The sequence below is a fragment of the Demequina sp. NBRC 110051 genome (assembly GCF_002090055.1).
In the GTDB taxonomy this organism is placed as follows: domain Bacteria; phylum Actinomycetota; class Actinomycetes; order Actinomycetales; family Demequinaceae; genus Demequina.
Genome location: NZ_BBRH01000009.1, coordinates 26,611 through 47,708, shown reverse-complemented (window position 1 = coordinate 47,708; position 21,098 = coordinate 26,611). Strand labels below are relative to the sequence as shown.

The following is a 21,098-nucleotide window of genomic DNA, read 5'->3' as shown; positions in this document are numbered from 1 at the left end:
GGAGGGGGCGCATCGGCCCGTTTCGACAGGCCGCGCACCACGAGAGAACAACGAAGTTTTCGGGAGGAAATGACATGGTGAACGTTCACAAGCGCCGCCGATTCATGGCGCTCGTCGCGCTGACGGCGGCCAGCGGCATCGCGCTCAGCGCGTGCTCGTCGGATGCCGAGGGCGAGGCGGACCCCACCGGTTCCGCGACCGGCGAAGAGACCAGTGAGGGCGAGACCGCGAGTGGCGAAGACGTCACCCTCGACTTCGCCTTCTGGGGCAACGACGTCCGCGCGGACATGTACGCGCAGTCGATCGACCTGTTCGAGGAGCAGTACCCCAACATCACCGTCAACGAGACGTTCCTGGGCTACCCCGAGTTCTGGGAGAAGCGCCAGACGGAGGCGGCCGGTGGCGGCCTGCCCGACGTGATGCAGTTCGACTACTCGTACATGCGTCAGTACTCGGAGAACGGCCTGCTGCTCGACCTGGGTCCGTACCTGGGCAACGAGATCAACACTGACGGCCTCACGGAGCAGATCCTGGGCATCGGTGTGGTCGACGGCGTGACTACAGGTCTTGCCACCTCGACCAACGCGTGGGGCATGTACACCAACCCCGCCCTGCTCGAGGAGACCGGCGTCGCCGAGTTCGCGGGCGGCTCGTGGGACGACTACAAGGCATGGGTGGCCGAGGTCACCGAGGCCTCCGGCGGCGAGATCTACGGCGGCACGGACTACACCGGCCGCATCCAGAACTTCGAGGTGCAGTTGCGCGCCGAGGGCAAGAACCTCTTCAACGAGGACGGCACCCCCGGCTTCGACGAGGCCCGCCTCGCCGAGTTCTGGGAGTCGGGCGCCGAGATGCGCGGCGACGACGGCACCGGCATCTCGCAGCAGCGTCTCGAGGAGCTCTACCCGGTCTCGGGCTTCGGCTCGGCGCTGACCGCCTCCGAGCTCACCTGGGACAACTTCGGCGCCGGCTACCTTGGCGAGCTGGGCGAGTCCTACACCGAGCTGGGCCTCGTGGAGCCCCCCGTGACCGTCGAGGGCGCGAAGGACCTGTACCAGAAGCCCTCGATGCTGCACGCGATCTCGGCCAACACCGAGCACCCCGCCGAGTCGGCCATGCTGGTCGACTTCCTGATCAACTCGCCCGAGGTGGGCGCGATCTTCGGCACCAACCGCGGCCTGCCGGCCTCGGAGTCCATGCGTGAGGGCATCACGTTCGAGGGCCTCGACGCGCAGATCCTCGAGTACGAAGAGTCCATCGCCGACCGCCTGGGCGACGCCCCGCCCGTGCCGCTCGTCGGCTACGGCACGCTCGAGGAGAAGTTCCGCGTCCTCGGCACCGAGCTGGGCTTCGGCACCGTGACCGTCGAGGACGCTGTGTCGCAGTTCTTCTCCGAGATGGACGTGGTTCTGAACTCCTGATCGCATCTCCGTGGGGCCCGAGCCGTCGCTTGGGCCCCACAGGGTAGCCTCTGACGCGACGGAAGGATCAATGGTGACCAGCACCGTGAACCGTGTCGATGACGCCACGGACCAGCAGACGGGCAGCGCAACGCCGCGCGACCCCAAGGGACTCACCCGCAAGCAGCGCCACTGGCGCGAGAACATCGCCGGCTACGGCTTTCTGACCCCATGGCTCGTGGGCTTCTTTGGGCTCACGTTGGTGCCGATGCTCTACTCGCTCTACCTCAGCTTCACGCGGTACAACCTGTTCTCGCCGCCCGAGTGGATCGGCTTCGACAACTACATCCGCATGTTCACCGAGGATCCCAACTACACGCAGTCGGTGAAGATCACCCTGATCTACGTGCTCGTGGGAACCCCCATTAAGCTTGCCGCGGCGCTCGGCGTCGCGATGCTGCTGAACTACCGCGACCGCGGCGCCGGATTCTTCCGTTCGTCGTTCTACGCCCCGTCGCTGATCGGCGCCTCGGTGTCCGTCGCGATCGTGTGGCGCGCGATGTTCTCGACGGACGGCCCGGTCGACAACTCCCTGAGCTTCTTTGGCCTCGAGATCGGCGGCTGGGTCGGCAACGTCGCCCTCGTCGTGCCGATGATGATCTTGCTAGCCGTGTGGCAGTTCGGTGCCCCGATGGTCATCTTCCTCGCGGGCCTCAAGCAGGTTCCCCGCGAGCTGTACGAGGCCGCCGACATGGACGGCGCCGGTCCCGTGAAAAAGTTCCGCTCGATCACCCTGCCGATGCTCTCGTCCGTGGTGTTCTTCAACCTGCTGCTCGAGCTCATCGGAGCCTTCCAGGTGTTCTCGTCCGCCTACATCATCTCGAACGGCTCGGGTGGACCGGCCGGCATGACGAACTTCTACACCCTGTACCTGTACAAGAGGGCGTTCAGCGACGGCCAGATGGGCTACGCCTCCGCGATGGCCTGGACGCTCGTGATCGTGGTCGCGATCATCGCGTTCGTGCTGTTCCGCACGTCCAAGATGTGGGTGCACTACCAGGGAGACAACCGATGACTCAGCGTGGAGACGTCTGGGTCCGCGACGACGCGGACCAGGAGCGCGTGCCCGCGCCCCGCCCCTACTGGAACCGCAAGCGCATCACGACGGCGATCTGGTTCATCGCCATGGCGGCGCTCACCGCAATCGTGCTGTACCCGCTGGTGTGGCTGATCTTCGCCACCTTCAAGGACAACAGCGAGTTCGGACAGAACCCGGCGCTGCTGCCCGAAGACCCCACCTTCGACAACTATGCCAAGGTGATGGAGGGCATCGCGGGAGTACCGCTGTGGCGCTTCTTCGCCAACTCCGCGGTCATCGCGATCGCCGCTACCGCCGGCACGCTGATCAGCTCCTCGATGGCCGCCTACGCGTTCGCGCGCATCCGGTTCAAGGGCGTCGGGATCTTCTTCACCGCCATGATCGGCACGCTGCTCTTGCCGTTCCACGTCGTGATCATTCCCCAGTACATCCTGTTCAACAACCTGGGCATGATCGACACCTATTGGCCGCTGATCCTGCCCAAGTTCCTCGCGACAGAGGCGTTCTTCGTCTTCCTCATGGTCCAGTTCATGCGCGGCATCCCGCGCGAGATGGACGAGGCCGCGCGCGTGGACGGGGCCGGACACGTCCGCACGTTCGCGTCGATCATGCTGCCGCTCATCCAACCCGCGTTGGTGACGAGCGCGATCTTCTCCTTCATCTGGACCTGGAACGACTTCCTCGCGCCCCTGATGTATGTGACGAGCCCCGAGAAGTACCCGGTGCCCATCGCGCTGAAGCTCTACAACGACCAGACCAGCACCTCGGATTACGGTGCGACGGTCACGGCCTCGCTGCTGGGCATGGTGCCGATCCTGCTGTTCTTCCTGGTCTTCCAGCGCCTGCTCATCGCGGGCGTGGCGACCCAGGGCCTCAAGGGCTGACGAGGTCTGACATGGCGACCAGGAAGCAGCGCCGCGCCGCGGCCCGCGCGGACACCGAGGGCTTTGGCCCCACCCGCGCGGGCTGGGTGCCGCACGCCTGGCCCGGCGCCCACGGCGGCTTCACGCTGTGGGGCGAGGTGCTGCTGACGGGCATCATGGTCACCCTCGCGGCCCTGCCGCTCGTGACCGCCCCGGCCGCCGCGGCCGCGGGGGTGCGCCACCTCACGCACTATCTCCGCGGCGAGGCGTCCCCATGGGCCCATTTCTGGGCCGACGTGAAGACAGGGGCCCTGGGCGGCGCCGCGGTCGCGCTCGTCACCGCCGTCATCGCCACGGTCCTCGTGGTCGACATCGAGCTTGCCGCGACCGGGCTGCTCCCGGGCGCGACCGCCATCGCGGTCATCGGCTGGCTGGGGCTCACGGCCCTCGCGGTCGTCTTCATGGCCGCCGTGGGTCAGTGGGATCCCGAGGCGGGTTGGCGCAACGCCGTCCTGCGCGGCCTTGCCCAACTCCGAGGCGACCTGGGAGGCGCCGCCTACCTCGCGAGCACCGCGGGTTTCGTGGGCGTCGCCACGTGGGCGCTCCCCGCCCTGCTCGTCCCCGCGCTCGGGTGCGCCGCGCTCGCGGTCGTGGCCATCCCCGCTCGCCCGCGCAAGGGCGACGGCGAGTACGTCGCCTAACCACGGCATCGGCCGTCCGCAACGACCGGCCGATGCGACGGCCGGCTCCCACTGGCGTGTCGCCATGGCTTTGGGCCAGGCTGGCACCACCCCACCCGTGAAAGGACACGAGCATGCATTACGGCGGCGACTACAACCCCGAGCAATGGCCCGAGGAGGTGTGGGTCGAGGACGTCCAGCGCATGCGCGAGGCGGGCGTCACCATGGTGAGCCTGGGGATCTTCTCGTGGAGCCGCATCCAGCCGGCCGAGGGCGAATACGACCTCGAGTGGCTCGACCGCGTGATCGACCTGCTGCACGAGGGCGGCATCGCCGTCGACCTCGCCACGGCGACCGCCTCGCCGCCGCCGTGGATGCATGAGAAGTACCCGGAGATCCTTCCCGTCACCGCCGACGGTGTGACGCTCGGTCCTGGCAGCCGCCAGCACTATGCGCCCAGTTCGCCCGTGTATCGCCGCCTGGCCGCGGACCTGGTCCGCACGCTCGCGTCCCGCTATGTCGACCACCCCGCTGTGGTGATGTGGCACGTCAACAACGAGTACGGCTGCCACCTGCACGAGGACCACTCGCCCGCCGCACAAGAGGCGTTCCGCGCGTGGCTCGAGAAGCGCTACGGCTCCGTCGAGACCCTCAACGAGGCGTGGGGCACCGCGTTCTGGTCGCAGCGCTACACCGCGTTTTCCCAGGTACGCACCCCCGCGGCCGCGCCGTATAGCCACAACCCCGGCCAGCTGCTCGACTTCAAGCGCTTCACCTCGGACATGCTGCTTGAGTGCTACCTGATGGAGAAGGAGATCATCCTCGCCGCGGGCGCCACGCAGCCGATCACCACCAACTTCATGGGCCCGTTCAAGCCCGCGAACTACCCCGCGTGGGCTGAGCACATGGACGTCGTGACCGACGACGCCTACCCCGACCCCGACGAGCCCGAGTCCTTCCGCGACGCCGCCTTCCAGCGCGACCTCATCCGCTCCATGAAGCCCGAGGTGCCGTGGCTGCTCATGGAACAGGTCACCGGCGCGCTGAACTGGCGGCCCACCAATGCGCCCAAGGCGCCGCACCAGATGGCGGCCCTGTCGATGCAGTGCGTGGGCCGCGGCGCGGACGGCGTCCTGTTCTTCCAGTGGCGTCAGTCGCGCGCGGGCGCGGAGAAGTTCCACGCCGCGATGCTGCCCCACGCGGGCACCGACACTCGGATCTGGCGCGAGGTCACGTCGCTCGGGGAGCAGCTCGCGTCGCTGCCTGAGCTTCCCGCGGGGACGGCCGATGCGAGGGTCGCCCTGGTCATGGACTGGGAGAGCTGGTGGGCGGTCGAGAGTCCCGACCACCCGTCCAACGTGCTCGACTACGTCGCGGTGCTGCAGCGCTGGTACCGGGCGCTGCACCGCCGTCACGTGATGGTCGACATCGTGCCGCCCGAGCGGGTGACGGCCTCGCAGTACGACCTGGTGCTCGCCCCGGCGCTGTACCTGCTGCGTCCGACCGGAGCCGCCGCCTTGACGACCTTCGTCGCCGACGGCGGCCACCTGCTGGCCGGACCCTTCACCGACGTGGTCGACGAGCGCGACGCCTTCCTCGACGGGGGCTTCCTCACGCGCCTTGGCGAGGCTCTCGGCGTGACGATCGAGGACTTCGGGGCGCTCGCGCAGCCCGGTGGTGCGGGGCAGGCGATCGCGCCGCTCACCGGTCCCTTCGGCACGGTCACGGGCACGTTGCTCGCCGAGGAGGTGGTGCTGCGCGGCGCCGAGCCCGTCGCCGCGTTCAGCGGCGGCCGCCGCGACGGCGACCCCGCGCTGACCGAGCACGCGCATGGCGCGGGCGTGGGCTGGTACCTCGCCACGGTGCCCGACGAGGAGGGGGCCGATGCGTTGGCAGGCTGGGCGCTCGAGCGCGCAGGCGTGGCGCCGGTGCTGGCGGGCCTGCCGGCAAGCGTCGAGGTCGCCCAACGTGGGTCGGTGGTGACGGTCATCAACCACGGCGACGAGCCCGCGGTGGTGCCGGTCGTGGGCCATAGCCTGCTCACCGGCGACGACGTCACCGAGGTGGCCCTGGACACGTTCGGGTACGCGCTGGTGGACACGGGCTCGGCCGGCTAATGCGGGTCGTCGTCGCGCCGGACTCGTTCAAGGGCACGGCCGATGCCGCCACGGTCGCCGCGGCCATCGCCGACGGCTGGCGTACGGTGCGGCCCGCCGACGTGGCGCCCCTGCCCATGGCCGACGGCGGCGAGGGCACGCTCGACGCGCTCGCTGCCGCTCCGGATGCACGTCGACACCTGGTGACGGTGACAGGGCCGGACGGGCGCGAGGTCGAGGCGGCGTGGCTCGAGCTGCCCGGGCCCGACGGGCCGGTCGGCGTGGTCGAGTTGGCGTCGACCTCCGGCATCATCCTCATCGATGAGCTCGCCCCGCTCACGGCTCACACGCGTGGGTTTGGCCAGGCGATCGCGGCCGCGCTCGACGCGGGCGTGCACTCCCTGTTGCTCGCGATCGGGTCCTCGTGCTCCACCGACGGGGGAGCGGGGGCGCTCGCGGCGCTGGGCGCGAGGCTGCTCGACACCGACGGCTCGCCCGTCGCTGATGGCGGCGGGGGGCTCGCCTCGCTGCAGGCTTTGGACCTGTCGGGGCTGCGTTCGCTGCCGCCCGGGGGCGCGCGCGTGCTGTCCGACGTGACGAGCCCGCTCATCGGCCCCGCGGGGGCCGCGGCGGTGTTTGGCCCCCAGAAGGGAGCGGGCCCCGAGGACGTCGTGCGGCTGGACGCTGCGCTGGCGAACCTTGCGCGGGTGGCCGCCGAGGCGGGCCGCGACGCGGATCCCACCGCACCGGGGGCGGGCGCCGCGGGCGGAACCGGGTTTGGCCTCGCGCTGTGGGGAGCGACGCTCGGCTCGGGCGCCGCCGCCGTCGCGGATGCCGTGGGTCTCGATGCGGCGCTCGCGGGCGCCGACCTCATGGTCACCGGCGAGGGTGCCTACGACGGCCAGTCGGACGCCGGCAAGGTGGTCTCCGAGGTGCGCCGCCGCGCAGCGGCGGCCCATGTCCCGGTGGCCCTCGTCGCGGGGCGAGTGGACGCGCCCACGGATGCCTTCGCATCGGCCGTCTCCTTGACGGAGCTCGCCGGTAGCGGCGAGGCCGCGATGGCCCAAACGCTGCGCTGGGCGCGCGAGGCGGGAGCAGAGCTCGCGCGGCGGCTGCCGGCCTAGCGTCTCAGCCCCGCCAGAAACGGCAAAGGGAACCTTGTTCCTGCCCTAGAGCTCTAGAGCGGGAAAAAGGTTCCCTTTGCCGGTTGAGGCCTAGCCTGCGTGCGCCGCCTCGGTCTCCTCGAGCGTGAGGCCCGGCTCCGCCGACAGCGCCTTGTCGCCGCGCGGCAGCGTGAACAGCATCAGCACCGCGGTGGCTGCGGCGATGATCGCGGAGATCAGCATCGCGTGCTGGCTGGCATCCATGAACGCGACCTGGGCGGCGTCGAGGATCTGCGCCGCACCCGCGGCGGCGTCCCCACCCTGGGCGGCCATGGCATCGGTCACCGCCACCGCACCCGCGAGCGAGTCCTGGACGGCGACGCCGGCCTCCTCAGGCAGCTGGGAGGCCGTCTCGGAGATGCCGGACGTGTACTGGTTGGCGATGAGCGAGCCCAGCAGCGCGATGCCGAGCGAGGCGCCCAGCTCACGCGTGGTGTCGTTCATCGCCGAGCCCATGCCCGAGCGGTTGCGCGGCACCGACGACATCAGCATGTTGGTCGCGGGGGTCATGACGAGCGCCATGCCCGCGGTGACGAGCGACATCGCGATGAAGAAGTCCCAGTAGCTGGGCACGGTGGGCCACGTCGTCATGAGCAGGAAGCCGCCGGCGATGATGAGCAGGCCGGGCACCACGGTCCAGCGCGTGCCGACCTTGGCGACGAGGCGCGGCACCAGCGGGCCGAGCACCATCATGGGCAGCATGGGCGGGATCATCGCGACGGCGGTGGTGAGCTCGTCGTAGTCCATGACCAGCTGGAAGATCTGCGTCATCGAGTAGAAGGCGCCGATCATCGCGAAGAACGTCAGCGTCACCGAGATGACGGACAGCGTGAAGCGGCGGCGCTTGAACAGCGTGAGGTCCAGCATGGGGTGCTCGACCCGGTTCTCCCACCAGATGAACAGCGCGAGCGAGACGGCGCCGACGGCGGCGATCGCGACGGTGAGGGACTCCCAGCCGTGCGAGGGCGCCTCCATGATCGTGTAGACGATGCCCGCGAGCGCGAGCGTCACGAACAGGCCGCCCGTCCAGTCCACGGGGGTGGCCTTCTCGTCGACCGACTCGGGCACAATCCGCGCGGTGATCGGGATCGCGATGAGGCCGAACGCGGCCCCCAGCAGGAACGCGGCGTGCCAATCAAAAAAGTGCAGCAGCAGGCCCGTGAGCACGGAGCCGATCATCATGCCCACACCGGCGACGGCGGCCCAGATGGCGATGGCCTTGGGGCGCTCCTTGCTCGGGAACACGACGTTGACGAGCGACAGCGTGGTCGGCATGACCAGCGCGCCGCCGATGCCCATGATGGCGCGCGAGGCGATGAGCTCGCCCGCGGTGGTAGCGAAGAACGGCGCGTAGGCGGACGCGAGCACGAAGATGACGAGGCCCACCATCATGACGCGCTTGCGCCCGTAGCGGTCGGCGATGGCGGCGGCGATGAAGAGCAGTGCCGCGAAGACCAGGGTGAAGGCCTCGACGACCCAGGTGAGCTGGAGCTGCGTCATCGAGAACTCGACGGCAAGCTCGGGCAGGGCCAGGTTGAGGCTCATGTTCGCGATCATGGCGGTCATGAGGCCAAGGCAGAGGGTGGCGAGAATCGCCCAGCGGCGGCGGTACGTTGACTCCGAGATGCCCTCGGCGAGGGCCTCCTCGAGGTTCGCGTGCGTCGCGTCGGTTGACGTAGACACAGTCGTCTCCTGAGAACGGGGGTGGGGATGATCCCGTCGGCGGGATATCGGTTACGATAATTCACGTGAGGCGAACAATCAAGTTCGCTTGACGCGAATTATCGGCCGATGCGACGGCCGGGTCCCGTACCCGGACACACCCGAGGAGCACCATGACTCGCGACGACACGATTGCGGAGATCCTGCGTCTGCAGCACCGCATCATGCGCGACTCGATGCGCCATCACTCGCGCACCATGGTGGACGAGGGGCTCACCCCCGCGCAGTTTCACCTGCTGGTGTTCCTCCACGGCTCCGAGGGCGTGCCCACGGCTGAGGCCGCGGACGCACTCGGCGTGAAGGCCAACATCGCCTCAGGTGTGGTCCAGCGTGTGGTCGACCGCGGATGGGTGTGCCGCCACGCCTCGCCCGAGGACGGCCGTGTGAGGCTGCTGTCGCTGACCGAGGAGGGGATCGCCCTCGTCAACGAGGCGGTAGAAGAGGCCGAGCGTGGCTTCGTCTCGCACCTCGATGTGCTGAGCGACGAGCAGGTGGACCAACTGGCGGCGATCATGGCGACCGTCGTCGCCGCGGGCCGTTCGGGGAAATAGCTCAGCGAACTAGCGCGTGAGGTCGGCGTCGATCGACGCGCATTGCTGGGCCACGGCTCCGGGGAGCATGGCCGTGAAGAGTTCGGTGAGCTCGCCGCGCAGGTGCTCGGGGATGCGGTCCACCAACGCCTCGCGCTTGATGAGGTCGTAGGACTCGCGGGCCTGGTCCACGACGCGCGCACCCTCGTCGGTGAGCACCGCCCAGTTGGCGCGGCGGTCGTGCTCGCACGCCTTGCGTGCCACGAGGCCGTCGGCCTCGAGCTTCGAGATGGTGTGCGACAGGCGCGACAGTGACGAGTCGGCTGCGCGGGCCACCTCGGCGAGCTGCAACGTGCCGTCGGGCTGCGACTGCAGGGTTGACAGGATGGTGAACTGGAAGTGGTTCAGTCCCGTGAGAGCCCGCAGGCGCTCGTCGAGCGCGGCCGGCACGGTCGAGAGCATCGCCGAAAAGCGGCGCCACAGGAGTTCGTCCTGGGTGCTCAGCGTGCTGGGGGACTCGACCGTCATGGGGTGATGATACTCCGCTTGACGCTTCAACGAAAGTCGCAGGACCGCTATCGCGAGAGCGTCGAGGCCGTGACGGCCTGGGCCACCGCCGCGACCTCGCGGACGTGGCCGGTGAGCGTGTGGCGCGTGGGCGTGGGCGGCGGATACACGCCCTGGGCGTCGATGCCCGCATGCTCGCACAGCCACAGGGCACGCGGCTGGTGAAACTGCTGCGTCGTAACGATCACCGAGGCCTCGCCGAACACCTCGCGCGCCCGCGTGCAGGAGGATTCCGTGTCGAGGCCCTCGGGGTCCTCGACGATGGCCTCGGCGGGCACCCCAAGCGACTCGGCGAGGGCGCGCATCACCGCGGTCTCGCCGAACCCCGAGGAGTCGTCGCCGTCGCCGCTCATCAGCAGGTGCTCCACGAGGCCCGCCTGGTACAGGGAGACTCCCACCTCGACCCGGTCCCGCAGGAAGGGCGACGGGGTTCCGTCGGGCCGGACTCCTGCGCCCAGGACGAGCGCGGCGCCGGCCGGCCGGAGCGCGCCGGCGCCCGCGGCACTGACGTCCGCCTCAGGATGGACGCCGCTCGCGGTCGCGGCTGTCACTCCCACCCACGGCAGCACCACGAGGATCGGCAGGGCCACGGCAGCGGCGACCTTCCAGCGGTGGCGCGGGTTGAGGCGTGGCACGTTACGGCTCGGCTGGCCCAGGGACGGCGGTGTCCCGCACGATCTCGAGGGCGGCCTTCCACGTCGCCGGGATCTCGCGGCCGTAACCAAAGTAGGTGTGCGGCCGGTTCAGCACCGGCGGGAACGCACCCTGCACCGTGAGGCCCACGGAGCGGCACAGCCACATGGCTCGCGGCAGGTGGAACTCTTGCGAGCACACGATCACGGAACTGAGCCCCAGGTTGTCGCGCGCGTTGATCGCGGAGGCACGGGTGTCGTGCCCGTGCGGGTCGCGGTCGAGCGCGTGAGCAGGGACGCCCAGCTCCCTGGCCGTGCGCTCCATCGCCTCGGTCTCGTCGAGCCCCTCGCGATTCTCGCCCGCTCCGGTGAGGACCAGCCGCGACACGAGCCCGCGCTCGTACAGCGCCACGCCCGCCTCGACGCGCTGACGTAAAAACAAGCTCGGCCGCCCGTCTTCCCAGACCCGAGCGCCCAAGACCAGTGCGGCATCGGCCGGGCGCAGCGACGCCGAGGGTGCGGCGTGAAGCGACCCGAACGCGGTGAGTCTCGCGTACGCCTGCGGCGCGAGCAGCGCCGCGCCGAGCGCGACCGCGCTGGCCGCGCCCGCCGTGGCGACCCGTACGGGAGTGGAGGCCTCGCTCACGCCTGCCACCGCATCGGCCGCTGAAGATTCATCGCAGGGAGTGGCGCCAGGCGGTGTCGCCGCGGCCCAGGGGAAGGACGCGGTGCGAGCCGCGCAGGGTGCGGGTGCGGTCCATCCACGCGGAGGTGGGGGAGCCGGGTGCCTCGTCCTCCTCGTTGGCGGCGACGACGGCCACCATGCCCGCGACCAGGGCCGCGAGTTCCTCGGCGTCCGGGGTGCCGCGCACCACGCGCAGGCCCGCGGCCGCCTCCGAGATGTCCTCGGTGCTCACAGCGGGATGTTCCCGTGCTTCTTGGGCGGCAGCGCGGCGCGCTTGGTGCGCAGAGCCCTGAGCGCTCGCGTGATCTGCTCGCGGGTCTCGTGGGGCTCGATGACGGCGTCCACGTATCCGCGATCGGCGGCGTCGTAGGGGTTGACGATCTGGTCCTCGTACTCGGCCGTGAGGCGCGCGCGCTCGGCCTCGACGTCGCCGCCCTCGTCTGCCACCTTCGCGAGCGCGCGGCGCTGCAGGATGTTGACCGCGCCGCCTGCGCCCATGACCGCGATCTGCGCGGTGGGCCACGCGAGGTTGACGTCCGCTCCCAGCTGCTTGGAGGCCATCACGATGTACGCGCCGCCGTAGGCCTTGCGGGTGATGACCGTCACGAGCGGCACGGTGGCCTCGGCGTAGGCGTAGATGAGCTTGGCGCCGCGGCGGATGATGCCCTGGTGCTCCTGGTCCACGCCCGGGAGGAATCCCGGCACGTCGACGAAGGTGATGACGGGGATGTTGAACGCGTCGCACGTGCGCACAAAGCGCGCGGCCTTCTCGGATGCGTTGATGTCGAGGGTGCCGGCCATCGACTGCGGCTGGTTCGCCACGATGCCCACACTGTGACCCTCGATGTGGCCGAAGCCGGTGAGGACGTTGGGGGCGAACAGGGGCTGGATCTCGAAGAACTCGCCCTCGTCCAGCACCGTCTCGACGACCGTCTTCATGTCGTACGGCTGGTTCGGCGAGTCGGGCACGAGCGCGTCGAGAGCCTCGTCTTCCTCGGTGAGCGTGAGGTCCGCCTCCGCCTCCCACGTGGGGGAGTCGGTGAGGTTGTTCTGCGGCAGGTACTGGATGAGGTGCTGGACGTACTCGATCGCGTCGTCCTCGTCCTGGGCGAGGTAGTGCGCCACACCGGACTTGGCGTTGTGGGCGTGCCCACCGCCCAGCTCCTCGAACGTGACCTCTTCGCCCGTCACCGACTTGATGACGTCGGGGCCGGTGATGAACATCTGGCTGGTGCCGTCGGCCATGACGATGAAGTCCGTCAAGGCGGGGGAGTAGACGGCGCCGCCGGCGCTCGGGCCGAGGATGAGCGAGATCTGCGGGATCACGCCCGAGGCGGCCACGTTGCGACGGAACATCTCCGCGAACTGCGTCAGCGCCGCGACGCCCTCCTGGATACGCGCGCCGCCGCCGTCCGAGATACCGATCAGGGGCACGCCCGTGCGCAGCGCGAAGTCCTGGACCTTGGTGATCTTCTGGCCGTGCACCTCGCCCAGCGAGCCGCCGAAGACCGTGAAGTCCTGGCTGAACACGGCGACCTGGCGGCCGTCGATGGTCCCGTAGCCGGTGACGACGCCGTCGCCGTAGGGCCGATTCTTGTCGAGGCCGAAGTTGCGGCTGCGGTGGCGGGCGAGGGCGTCGAGCTCAACGAAGCTGCCCTCGTCGAGCAGCTGGTCGATGCGCTCGCGGGCGGTCTTCTTGCCGCGCGGGTGCTGCTTGCTCGCGGCAATCTCTTCATGGGCGGCGACGGCCTCGGTGATCTTGCCGCGCAGGTCTTCCAGCGCACCGGCGGTGGTGGCGGTCGGACGGGGTTCGGACACGGTTCTCCCTTGGGACTTGGCTGACGGATAGCCTAGCCGCGTGGATCCGCTCGCGCCCTCAGCCATCGCCGCCTCGCGCCGTCCCCTGTCGGCAGAAGCCGTAGCGGGCCTGGTGGGCCCCACCCGCCAGCTGGCGCGGCTCGAGGTCGTCGGGGCCTCGCCGTCGACGAACACGGCGCTGCTCGCGGCAGTGGCGGACGACCCCGACGCGTGGCCTGCGATGTCCGCGTACGTGGCGGATCATCAGACCGCGGGCCGGGGCCGTGCGGGCCGCTCGTGGGCGACGCCGCAGGGCGCGGCGCTCACCGTCTCTTTTCTGCTGCGGCCCTCCGTCGAGGCTGCCGCGCTGGGGTGGGCTCCGCTCGTGGTGGGGCTCGCGACCGTGCGGGCGCTGCGTGATGCGGGCGTGGGCGCTTATCTGAAGTGGCCCAATGACGTGGTGGTGGAGGCGGGCGCCAAGGACATCCCCGGCTGGGGACGGTGGCGCAAGGTCGTGGGCATCCTGTGCGAGGTGGTGCCGGGGTCGCCGGGGTCGGCGGCCGGGGTCGCGATCGTCGCGGGCATCGGCATCAACGTGTCGCAGGAGCCCGGCGAGCTGCCGGTGCCCCACGCGGCGTCGCTCGCGTCACTCGGAGCGAGTGCTCTCGATCGCGCGACGTTGATGCGCTCGCTCACGGCCCACCTGACCGATGCCGTGGCGATGTGGGAGCTCGACGACGAGTTCCCGCGGGTGCATGCGGCCGTGAGTGCGGCGTGCGCGTCGATCGGCTGGGACGTGACGGTCGACCAGCCCGGCGGTGTTGCGGTGAGCGGCCGGGTGACGGGGCTGTCCTTGTCCGGGGCATTGCTCTTGTCGACGCGCGAGGGCGAGCGAGAGGTGCTCGCGGGCGACCTGCACGTGCGCCGCGCCTAGCGCCCCCGCCGCTCGCCATGGGACACCCACCGTCGCTCTGAGCAGATCCGCGCGTCCTAGGGGTCGCCCACCGTCGTTCACACAGGCTCGATGTTCTCCGGCGCGTTGTTCCTGGGCGACCCCACGGCCTTGCGCACCGGATGCCACGCGAGATCGGGCGCCGGGGCGGCGATGACATCAAAGAGGGTGCCCTGGTCGGCGTCCCGGTCCAGCCACGCGTCGAGCGCCTCACGCGTCATCATCACCGGCTGACGGTCGTGGATGTCTTGCATGGGGCCGCGTGCGGCGGTGGTCACGATGGTGGTGGTCACGAGCCACGGCGCGTCCTCGCCCAGGGACTTGTCCTTCCAAAACTCGTACAGGCCAGCGAAGGCGAGTGGAGCATCGGCCGCCGGATGAATATAGAACGGCTGCTTGCCGTCCGCTGAGGTCTGCCACTCGAAGTAGCCGCTGGCCGGCACCACACAGCGGCGCTTGGCTAAGGCGGAACGGAAGGACGGCTTCTCTGCGATGGTTTCGGAGCGCGCGTTGATCATCCGCGCGCCCACGGACGGGTCCTTGGCCCAACTGGGCACGAGCCCCCAGTGCGCGGCCTCGAGCCTCCGGCCGGGGTCGTCGGCCTTGCCCGGCACCACGATCGCGACCTGCTGGGTGGGCGCGACGTTCCACGAGGGGTCGAACAGGCGTGGATCGTCGGCCACCGTGGCGATGGCGAAGTGGTCCATCAGTTGCTGCTCGGTGAGGAAGTTTGCGTAGCGCCCGCACATGCGGCCATCGTCCCACCGGAAGCCAGCCGATGCATCGGCCCTGCGCCATGCGCTGCGGGCAGGTACGGTGAATCGCAGGGAGGGGAAGTCCCCAGGGTGCGGTCGCCCGTGGCAGTGGTGTGGCCTCCCTCGCGGTGCGGGCCGCTGGAGTCGTCATGACCTCGGACGCCACGACCACCATCCCTCTGACCGTCAAGGGCGCCTGCCCGCACGACTGCCCCGACACCTGCGCGTGGCAGGTCACCGCCCAGGGCGGTCGCGCCACCGCGATCACGGCCTCGCGCGAGCATCCCATCACTCGCGGGACCCTGTGTGGCAAGGTCAACCACTTCCTCGACCGCGTCTACACGGACGAGCGACTGCTGTATCCCCTGCGAAGAACGGGCCCCAAGGGGTCCGGTGAGTTCGAGCGGGTCACGTGGGAGACGGCACTCAGTGAGATCTCTCAGGGGCTGCGCGAACGAGTCGAGCAGCATGGCGGCGAGACCGTACTGCCCTTCAACTACATGGGGGCCCAGGGGCTGCTGCAGGGACAGGTGTCGGGCTCCCGTTTCTTTCGCGCGCTGGGCGCCACCGAGCTCATCCGTAGCGTGTGTGCGGGCACGGGCAGCGCGGGCGTTGCCCAGGCGATCGGCACGAACACGGGAATCATGCCCGAGGAGATTCGGCACGCGCGATTCATCGTGTTGTGGGGCACCAACACCATCGTGACGAACGTCCACCTGTGGCCGCTGATCCGCGAGGCCAAGGAGCAGGGCGCCACGGTGGTCGTGATCGACCCGGCCACCACACGCACGGCCAAGGCGGCGGACTGGCACGTGCAACCCTTGCCCGGCACGGACACGGTGCTCGCGATGGCGATGATGCACGTCATCATGCGCGACGGCCTCCACGACGCCGACTACCTCGACAACCACGCCTCGGGGGTTACGGATTTTGTGGCCGCGCTCGATGACTACTCGCCGGCGCGTGCGGCGGACGTCTGCGGCGTGAGCGCCGAGGAGATCGAGCGCCTCGCCCATGCCTATGCGGCTGCGGGGCCCGCATGCATTCGGCTCTTGGTGGGCATGGAGCACCGTGCTCTTGGTGCCGAGACGTACCGGACCATCGCTTACTTGCCGGTGGTGACAGGCGCGTGGCGACACCGCGGCGGCGGGCTCCTGTACCTGACGGCCGGGCCCCATTGGGAAGCGATGAACGCCGGGCCACTGTGGGGTGACGACCTTGGCGCCGGGCCCGTGCGCACCGTCAACATGATCCAGATCGGACGCGCGCTCACGGACGCCGCCATGAGCCCACCGGTGACGGCGCTCATGGTCTACGGCGCGAACCCTGCGGTCACGATGCCGAACCAGGCGCTCACGCTCGAAGGTCTCGCTCGTGATGACCTGTTCACCGTTGTCCAGGAACAGTTCATGACGGATACTGCGCGCTACGCGGACTACGTGCTTCCCGCCACGACACAGGTCGAGCACCTCGACCTCCTGTGGTCGTGGGGGCACGACTACATCGCGCTCAACCAGCCGGCGATCGAGCCTGTGGGCGAGGCGGTCAGCACCACCGAGCTCTTGAGAAGTCTCGCGCGTGCCATGGGTATGGGGCATCCCGCGTTGTTCCTGACGGACGACGAGATGCTTGACATCGCGCTCGACAGTGACGTGCTGCGCCGCCAGAGAATTACTCGCGAGCGGCTCGAGAAGGAGGGATGGGCGCGACTGGAAACGGCGGCAGGTTCCACGCCGTTCGCGAGTGGTGGGTTTCCTACCGACGACGGCAGGTGCGCCCTGGTCGCGCCGCAGCCGCAGCATCCGCTGGACCGTACCGATCGCGATGACGCCTGGCCGCTGCACCTGATCACAGCGAAGGGCTCCCTTCACTTCCTCAATTCCAGTTATGCGCACGTGCCCTGGCACCGCCACGCGGAGAAGGACCTGACAGTAGCGATACATCCCGACGATGCGGCCTCGCGCGCCATCGTCGACGGCGCCGCCGTCGAGGTGGTGAACGAGCGCGGGTCGGTCGCGGCCCTCGCATCGCTGGGCGGAGTGCGAAGGGGCGTGGTTGCCTTGCCCTCGGGGTGGCCGCGAGACAGCGGTGGTGCGTCGGTAAACGTCCTCACGCCCGACGGGCTCAGCGACGCTGGAGGGGGCGGTGACTTCCACGACGCGTGGGTCGAGGTGCGGTCGGCGTCATAGAACCGAAGGTGCGCTCGCACGCGTGAGAGGGTGGTCGCTATGACCGCTCCGATCATCGTCAGCGCCGTGGTCCTTCGAGACGCCGGCGGGCGCGTGCTCACGGTCCGCAAGCGCGGCACGGAGCTGTTCATGTTCCCCGGCGGTAAGCACGAGCCGGGAGAGAGTGCCGCCCAGGCCGCGGTTCGCGAAACCCGCGAAGAGGTGGGCGTCGAGCTTGACCCGGCACTCCTTGAACCCCTCGGCACCTTCATCGCCGCCGCCGCGAACGAGGACGGCCACGAGGTCCACGCCGACGTGTTCACACACCCGCCTGTCGATATCGGCGACCCGCTCGCGGAGATCGAGGAGCTGCGCTGGGTCCACCTCAGCGCCCCCGATGTTCCGCTCGCGCCGTTGCTGGGGGACCACGTGTTCCCCGCTCTTGCCGGACGGTAGTACGCCGCCGGTTATCCCCAGGGAAAACGCTTCCGGTGGCAGGCTCGCGCCCGCGCGGCTACGTTCGTGAACCATGACGGCCGAGCCGGTCACTCGCATCGAGTCCGACGTGCGGCGCCGCATTAGGGAGTCCGGCATGGATCCCGCCCGCGACGTCGCCGCCGTCCGCGCGCTCGTGATGGAGGAGCTCGCCGCGTGGGACCGCCGTGCGCTTGCCGGCAGCGAGGTGCCGGTGGCCGATGCCGTGGGCACCGCCAAGGCGGTGCTCGACAATGTCGCGGGGTTGGGTCCGCTGCAGCGCTATCTCGACGATCCGGACGTCGAAGAGATCTGGCTGAACTCTCCAAGCCAGGTCTTCGTCAGCCGCCGCGGCGCCGCCGAGCTCACCACCACGGTGCTCACCCAGGGGCAGGTCGAGGACCTCGTCGAACGCATGCTCGCCACGAGCGGGCGGCGCCTGGATCTGTCCATGCAACAGTTTTGACAGTGTTGCCATTTTTGTAGGTTTCTACAATACTCAATTGCCGATTTACCAGGTGTGATACTTTTCCGTCCTCTGCCATGTCGGTATGTCGGGCTAGCGTTTTCGCATGACCTCCATGACGCCATCGCAAGCGCGAGAGTATTTCCGCGCCCTGCTCACCAATGCCGGCGAGTTGATCCAAGACGCAGACACCTTGCTTGAGCAGCGACCCGCCCGCGCTCGCGCTTTGGTTGTGCTCGCGCAGGAAGAACTCGGCAAGGCCGTCTGGGTCAAGAGCGCTTTCGCGGATGCGTGGACTGAAGGGCTGACTGAGCCACGAACGGTGGATGCCCTCAAGAGCAAAGGCACTGCGCACCTCGCCAAGTACATCGAAGGTAGCGAGTACGGGGCGGACCTCGACATCTTCTGGGGCGACTTCAGCGATATTCCAGGCCCCGATGAGGGCGAGGACTGGCGTGACTACCTCGACCGTCGCAACCGCGAGGTCGGAGAACGCGCGCGAGCGGCAAATGAGGCGAAGAAGCGTGGGCTCTACGTCGATTTCAAGGACGGCGAGACCCTGGCCCCGGACAACTTAGACACGGCGATGGTCGCAGGCGAGCTCCGTGACGTGGCCGGTGCCATCGAAATGATGCTGATCGAAGATCATGTCAGGATGAAGAACGGTGGCGGTGAGTACGACAGCACGCATGAAACACAGCGGCTTTTGCTCCCATATGCGCATCCGGAAATGTGGGCCCGATTTGTGCAGGACGCTACGCCAGACGAGTGAGGTCGAGGTGCGCCCACGGCTCCTTCGAGGGGCTGCGCTTGCCGTCGGGCATGGTCGCCCAGCCACGTAGGCCGCTGATCTGCACCTCATACGGGTTGCGCTCGTACTTCCCCAGCGTGCCCGTAGCCCGCATCACGGCGCGCTCCATCGCGGTGTAGGACGGCTCGGGGCGCCCGCCCCTGTCCTCGGCCACTTCGAGGCAGGCCCGCCAGCACACGGGGCACAGGTGTCCGTGCTCGATCACCCGCATCGACTCCGCCGCCTGGCCGTCCTGCCGTCGCGGCCCACGGCCCACCTGCCCCAGCCCCGCGCGTGTGTAGCGCACGGCTGTCCACGGCTCGGCGTCGTACGGCGCGGGGATGGAGCCCAGCCCGCACATCGCGCACCCCTCGGTCGGGCACGGGTGCTCGCGCGGCCCGCTCATGCGCATCATGTGCGCCCCGAGTGCGGCGCGGAACTGGTCGCGCAGGTCGTCGTCGGCGGGGATGTGGCTCCACGGCGTGCGGGAGCAGGTCTGCGGCTCGCGCTTGCCGCCGTGGGTCTCCTCGTCGGCCTCGGCGCTCATGACAGGCCCGTACCGGCGCGAGAACCGTGCGTGCAGGCCGATGCGTGCTAGGTCCCTCACGAGGGCCGGATGCACCCACTCCTGAGCCATGGCGCCCTTCGTCGGGTCGTACGGCACGGCGGGCACCTCCGCACCCATCATCCGCATGGCTTCGAGGGCGTGCAGGCGGCTGGTGGAGTCGGGGTCCACTGCGCTCACGGCTGCCAGGTGCGCCAGACGCCGGCAGTTCTCGCACCTGCTGAATCCCAAGAACGCGAAGCCGCTGCCGGGCAGACCGCGAGGGGCCTGGCCCTTCTCCTTGTCGAAGGCGTGGACGTTGATGCGTGGGGCCTCGGTGGGTGCCCAGTGCGCGGGCTTCACCTTGCCCCGGTTGTCGGTGCCGTTCACGAGCGTGTCCACCGCCACGGCCACGCCGCACGACTCGCAGGCGCGGTAGTGCTCGGTCGTCTCCTCCCCGTCGCCCTCGATGCCCGGCATGGGCACGAGGTCCACAGTGAGGCTGCGCTCGCGCTCCTCTTCGGCGGCGCTAAGCCGCTCCTCGGCGCTCATGATGCGGTTAATGGTCCCCACGACGGAGGCGCGGTCCTTGGGTGTCATCGCTCGTCCTTCTGCTGGTGTCCGAACGCCCCGCCCGGCGCGCTGTCGCGTCCCGAGTCGCTGGGCTGGTGGCGGTTGGGGTGGCGTCGCTCGAGTTCGCGCATCGAGGCCGCGCCGGGATGCACGAACGGCGGGCCGATCTGTCGCCTGGTTCGAGTGGAGCCGGGACCTGCCTGTGCGGCCTTCTCGCGGTCCTTGCCGCTCCACTTCGGACGGGTCGCGCTCATCGACTTTGCGGACGGGCGCGTGGTGAATCCTGCAGCCTCCATGCGGGCGTTACACACGGCGTCCACGCCGTCGCGCTGAAAGGTCCAGCACGGCTCGCCAGCGGGGGAGGGCCGGGGGCTCACGTGCGGCGCATGGCTGTGGCCGTGAGGGCACGCGGTGGCGAGCACGGTGGCCCACAGGTCTTGGTCGGGAGCCCGCTCGATCAGCAGGGCTTCTTCCTCGGTGGGCGAGCGCTTGTCGGCGTAGCCCTTCTCGCCAGGCTTGGGAGGCGTATCGCGCTGCAACTGGGCGAGGGTGGTGATGCGTGGGGCGAGGCGAGGGGGCATGGCGTGACCAATGCTCAAGCCCGGCCCGTGGTCCAGCGGCAGTGGCGAAATCTGACGCTCGCCACGTACGTCGGGGTGGGGTGGGATCACCTCTCGCCCTTAGGTCGAAGCGTACTACGTTAGCCCTCCTGAAGGGTAAAACGGACAACTGTGAAGATATGCTTAACAGTGAGGTCCGGGTGCGGTCAGGGTGCCAGCCGGTCCACCCGGTCCTCGACCCAGGATCGGCTGAGGAGGCCTCCCATGACCAGCACCCCCACCCCGAACTACGACTCGTACACGGCCACCACGCCGTTCTCGACGCACAGCGCATCCGAGCGTGCCGCCCGCCGTGAGCGCGTCCGCAAGGGCCAGGAGCAGGGCATCAGCGCCGCTCTGGCACGTGCCCGGCAGAAGGGTCCGCGCGGCTTCGCCTCAGCAGCTGCCGCTCAGCGCTGGCGTGCACGGATTGGTGGTGCGCGATGACCTCCGATAGTCCCCGGCCCTCAGCTGATCTGTCCGGCTACGTTCGCGACGGAATTACGGCGTCGGGCAATTCAGGGCCGTGGGATCCCGAGTGGC

22 protein-coding genes are annotated in these 21,098 nt (G+C 69.4%); 13 read left to right on the top strand and 9 right to left on the bottom strand.

Translation table 11 applies throughout. The features are described from left to right. Positions 1-74 precede the first annotated feature (74 nt). The 6 genes from B7K20_RS04010 (at position 75) to B7K20_RS03985 (ending at position 7,262) form a co-directional block, all read left to right on the top strand. Positions 75-1,421 (top strand): ABC transporter substrate-binding protein, encoded by a 1,347-nt coding sequence (locus tag B7K20_RS04010; RefSeq protein WP_084100746.1) that lies wholly within the window; start codon positions 75-77, stop codon positions 1,419-1,421. A 70-nt stretch (positions 1,422-1,491) separates the two neighbouring features. Then, positions 1,492-2,475 carry a carbohydrate ABC transporter permease gene (locus B7K20_RS04005; RefSeq protein ID WP_084100744.1) on the top strand — a complete coding sequence of 328 codons (984 nt, stop codon included), beginning with the start codon at positions 1,492-1,494 and terminating at the stop codon, positions 2,473-2,475. Further along, on the top strand, positions 2,472-3,383 hold the full coding sequence (locus B7K20_RS04000; RefSeq protein WP_084100741.1) for a carbohydrate ABC transporter permease: 912 nt from the start codon (positions 2,472-2,474) through the stop codon (positions 3,381-3,383). The genes B7K20_RS04005 and B7K20_RS04000 overlap by 4 nt, the downstream gene beginning before the upstream one ends. A gap of 11 nt (positions 3,384-3,394) precedes the next feature. Further along, positions 3,395-4,063 (top strand): hypothetical protein, encoded by a 669-nt coding sequence (locus tag B7K20_RS03995; protein ID WP_084100739.1) that lies wholly within the window; start codon positions 3,395-3,397, stop codon positions 4,061-4,063. A 113-nt stretch (positions 4,064-4,176) separates the two neighbouring features. Beyond that, the gene (locus B7K20_RS03990; RefSeq protein WP_084100736.1) at positions 4,177-6,159 is read left to right on the top strand and encodes a beta-galactosidase; all 1,983 of its coding nucleotides are present in this window, start codon (positions 4,177-4,179) and stop codon (positions 6,157-6,159) included. Further along, positions 6,159-7,262, top strand: a complete 1,104-nt coding sequence (locus B7K20_RS03985; protein ID WP_084100734.1) for a glycerate kinase — start codon at positions 6,159-6,161, stop codon at positions 7,260-7,262. Before B7K20_RS03990 ends, B7K20_RS03985 begins: the two co-directional genes overlap by 1 nt. A gap of 90 nt (positions 7,263-7,352) precedes the next feature. On the opposite strand, the gene B7K20_RS03980 is transcribed toward B7K20_RS03985, so the two are convergent. Then, the gene (locus tag B7K20_RS03980) at positions 7,353-8,984 is read right to left on the bottom strand and encodes an MFS transporter (RefSeq protein ID WP_084100731.1); all 1,632 of its coding nucleotides are present in this window, start codon (positions 8,982-8,984) and stop codon (positions 7,353-7,355) included. A 152-nt stretch (positions 8,985-9,136) separates the two neighbouring features. Here B7K20_RS03980 and B7K20_RS03975 point away from each other — a divergent pair, with 152 nt between their 5' ends. Further along, positions 9,137-9,574 (top strand): MarR family winged helix-turn-helix transcriptional regulator, encoded by a 438-nt coding sequence (locus B7K20_RS03975; protein WP_084100728.1) that lies wholly within the window; start codon positions 9,137-9,139, stop codon positions 9,572-9,574. Positions 9,575-9,583: 9 nt separating this feature from the next. Here B7K20_RS03975 and B7K20_RS03970 read toward each other — a convergent pair whose 3' ends face one another. Genes B7K20_RS03970 through B7K20_RS03950 form a run of 5 tightly spaced genes read right to left on the bottom strand, consistent with a single transcriptional unit; the run spans position 9,584 to position 13,321 of the window. Beyond that, the gene (locus tag B7K20_RS03970; RefSeq protein WP_084100725.1) at positions 9,584-10,081 is read right to left on the bottom strand and encodes a MarR family winged helix-turn-helix transcriptional regulator; all 498 of its coding nucleotides are present in this window, start codon (positions 10,079-10,081) and stop codon (positions 9,584-9,586) included. A 47-nt stretch (positions 10,082-10,128) separates the two neighbouring features. Continuing rightward, the gene (locus B7K20_RS03965; RefSeq protein WP_159449314.1) at positions 10,129-10,755 is read right to left on the bottom strand and encodes a vancomycin high temperature exclusion protein; all 627 of its coding nucleotides are present in this window, start codon (positions 10,753-10,755) and stop codon (positions 10,129-10,131) included. A gap of 1 nt (position 10,756) precedes the next feature. Further along, positions 10,757-11,398, bottom strand: a complete 642-nt coding sequence (locus B7K20_RS03960; RefSeq protein ID WP_159449313.1) for a vancomycin high temperature exclusion protein — start codon at positions 11,396-11,398, stop codon at positions 10,757-10,759. A 28-nt stretch (positions 11,399-11,426) separates the two neighbouring features. Further along, a complete protein-coding gene (locus tag B7K20_RS03955) occupies positions 11,427-11,669 on the bottom strand; it encodes an acyl-CoA carboxylase subunit epsilon (protein WP_234985706.1) in 243 nt (80 codons plus the stop codon). Next, a complete protein-coding gene (locus B7K20_RS03950; protein ID WP_084100716.1) occupies positions 11,666-13,321 on the bottom strand; it encodes an acyl-CoA carboxylase subunit beta in 1,656 nt (551 codons plus the stop codon). Before B7K20_RS03950 ends, B7K20_RS03955 begins: the two co-directional genes overlap by 4 nt. Between B7K20_RS03950 and B7K20_RS03945 the strand changes: the two genes are divergently transcribed. After that, entirely contained in the window at positions 13,296-14,168 is an 873-nt protein-coding gene (locus tag B7K20_RS03945; protein WP_234985705.1) for a biotin--[acetyl-CoA-carboxylase] ligase, read from the top strand. The two genes, B7K20_RS03950 and B7K20_RS03945, sit on opposite strands and share 26 nt — an antisense overlap. Positions 14,169-14,245: 77 nt before the next feature. Here the strand turns inward: B7K20_RS03945 and B7K20_RS03940 are convergent, their stop codons facing one another. Next, a complete protein-coding gene (locus tag B7K20_RS03940) occupies positions 14,246-14,935 on the bottom strand; it encodes an SOS response-associated peptidase (protein ID WP_084100713.1) in 690 nt (229 codons plus the stop codon). A 155-nt stretch (positions 14,936-15,090) separates the two neighbouring features. Between B7K20_RS03940 and B7K20_RS03935 the strand changes: the two genes are divergently transcribed. From B7K20_RS03935 to B7K20_RS03920, 4 genes are all read left to right on the top strand, one after another. After that, positions 15,091-17,130, top strand: a complete 2,040-nt coding sequence (locus tag B7K20_RS03935) for a molybdopterin-dependent oxidoreductase (RefSeq protein WP_084100710.1) — start codon at positions 15,091-15,093, stop codon at positions 17,128-17,130. 39 nt (positions 17,131-17,169) lie between these two features. Next, a complete protein-coding gene (locus B7K20_RS03930; protein ID WP_084100707.1) occupies positions 17,170-17,565 on the top strand; it encodes an NUDIX domain-containing protein in 396 nt (131 codons plus the stop codon). Positions 17,566-17,638: 73 nt separating this feature from the next. Beyond that, complete coding sequence (locus tag B7K20_RS03925) at positions 17,639-18,049, top strand: hypothetical protein (RefSeq protein WP_084100705.1); 411 nt, start codon at positions 17,639-17,641, stop codon at positions 18,047-18,049. A 106-nt stretch (positions 18,050-18,155) separates the two neighbouring features. Then, a complete protein-coding gene (locus B7K20_RS03920) occupies positions 18,156-18,821 on the top strand; it encodes an AbiV family abortive infection protein (protein ID WP_084100702.1) in 666 nt (221 codons plus the stop codon). On the opposite strand, the gene B7K20_RS03915 is transcribed toward B7K20_RS03920, so the two are convergent. Both B7K20_RS03915 and B7K20_RS03910 read right to left on the bottom strand, forming a co-directional pair. After that, positions 18,805-19,983 (bottom strand): hypothetical protein, encoded by a 1,179-nt coding sequence (locus B7K20_RS03915; protein WP_084100699.1) that lies wholly within the window; start codon positions 19,981-19,983, stop codon positions 18,805-18,807. The genes B7K20_RS03920 and B7K20_RS03915 overlap by 17 nt on opposite strands. Continuing rightward, positions 19,980-20,537 (bottom strand): hypothetical protein, encoded by a 558-nt coding sequence (locus tag B7K20_RS03910; RefSeq protein WP_084100697.1) that lies wholly within the window; start codon positions 20,535-20,537, stop codon positions 19,980-19,982. Before B7K20_RS03910 ends, B7K20_RS03915 begins: the two co-directional genes overlap by 4 nt. 243 nt (positions 20,538-20,780) lie before the next feature. Between B7K20_RS03910 and B7K20_RS03905 the strand changes: the two genes are divergently transcribed. After that, entirely contained in the window at positions 20,781-21,002 is a 222-nt protein-coding gene (locus tag B7K20_RS03905; protein WP_084100694.1) for a hypothetical protein, read from the top strand. Positions 21,003-21,098: the final 96 nt, after the last annotated feature.

Bases quoted from the DNA above. Each gene is read 5' to 3' on its own strand.
- B7K20_RS03950 (WP_084100716.1), bottom strand. From the start codon at position 13,321: ATGGCTGAGGGCGCGAGCGGATCCACGCGGCTAGGCTATCCGTCAGCC.
- B7K20_RS03920 (WP_084100702.1), top strand. From the start codon at position 18,156: ATGACCTCCATGACGCCATCGCAAGCGCGAGAGTATTTCCGCGCCCTG.
- B7K20_RS03995 (WP_084100739.1), top strand. From the start codon at position 3,395: ATGGCGACCAGGAAGCAGCGCCGCGCCGCGGCCCGCGCGGACACCGAG.
- B7K20_RS04010 (WP_084100746.1), top strand. From the start codon at position 75: ATGGTGAACGTTCACAAGCGCCGCCGATTCATGGCGCTCGTCGCGCTG.
- B7K20_RS03975 (WP_084100728.1), top strand. From the start codon at position 9,137: ATGACTCGCGACGACACGATTGCGGAGATCCTGCGTCTGCAGCACCGC.
- B7K20_RS03915 (WP_084100699.1), bottom strand. From the start codon at position 19,983: ATGACACCCAAGGACCGCGCCTCCGTCGTGGGGACCATTAACCGCATC.
- B7K20_RS03985 (WP_084100734.1), top strand. From the start codon at position 6,159: ATGCGGGTCGTCGTCGCGCCGGACTCGTTCAAGGGCACGGCCGATGCC.
- B7K20_RS04000 (WP_084100741.1), top strand. From the start codon at position 2,472: ATGACTCAGCGTGGAGACGTCTGGGTCCGCGACGACGCGGACCAGGAG.
- B7K20_RS03970 (WP_084100725.1), bottom strand. From the start codon at position 10,081: ATGACGGTCGAGTCCCCCAGCACGCTGAGCACCCAGGACGAACTCCTG.
- B7K20_RS03940 (WP_084100713.1), bottom strand. From the start codon at position 14,935: ATGTGCGGGCGCTACGCAAACTTCCTCACCGAGCAGCAACTGATGGAC.
- B7K20_RS03930 (WP_084100707.1), top strand. From the start codon at position 17,170: ATGACCGCTCCGATCATCGTCAGCGCCGTGGTCCTTCGAGACGCCGGC.
- B7K20_RS03990 (WP_084100736.1), top strand. From the start codon at position 4,177: ATGCATTACGGCGGCGACTACAACCCCGAGCAATGGCCCGAGGAGGTG.
- B7K20_RS03910 (WP_084100697.1), bottom strand. From the start codon at position 20,537: ATGCCCCCTCGCCTCGCCCCACGCATCACCACCCTCGCCCAGTTGCAG.
- B7K20_RS03935 (WP_084100710.1), top strand. From the start codon at position 15,091: ATGACCTCGGACGCCACGACCACCATCCCTCTGACCGTCAAGGGCGCC.
- B7K20_RS03925 (WP_084100705.1), top strand. From the start codon at position 17,639: ATGACGGCCGAGCCGGTCACTCGCATCGAGTCCGACGTGCGGCGCCGC.
- B7K20_RS03905 (WP_084100694.1), top strand. From the start codon at position 20,781: ATGACCAGCACCCCCACCCCGAACTACGACTCGTACACGGCCACCACG.
- B7K20_RS04005 (WP_084100744.1), top strand. From the start codon at position 1,492: ATGGTGACCAGCACCGTGAACCGTGTCGATGACGCCACGGACCAGCAG.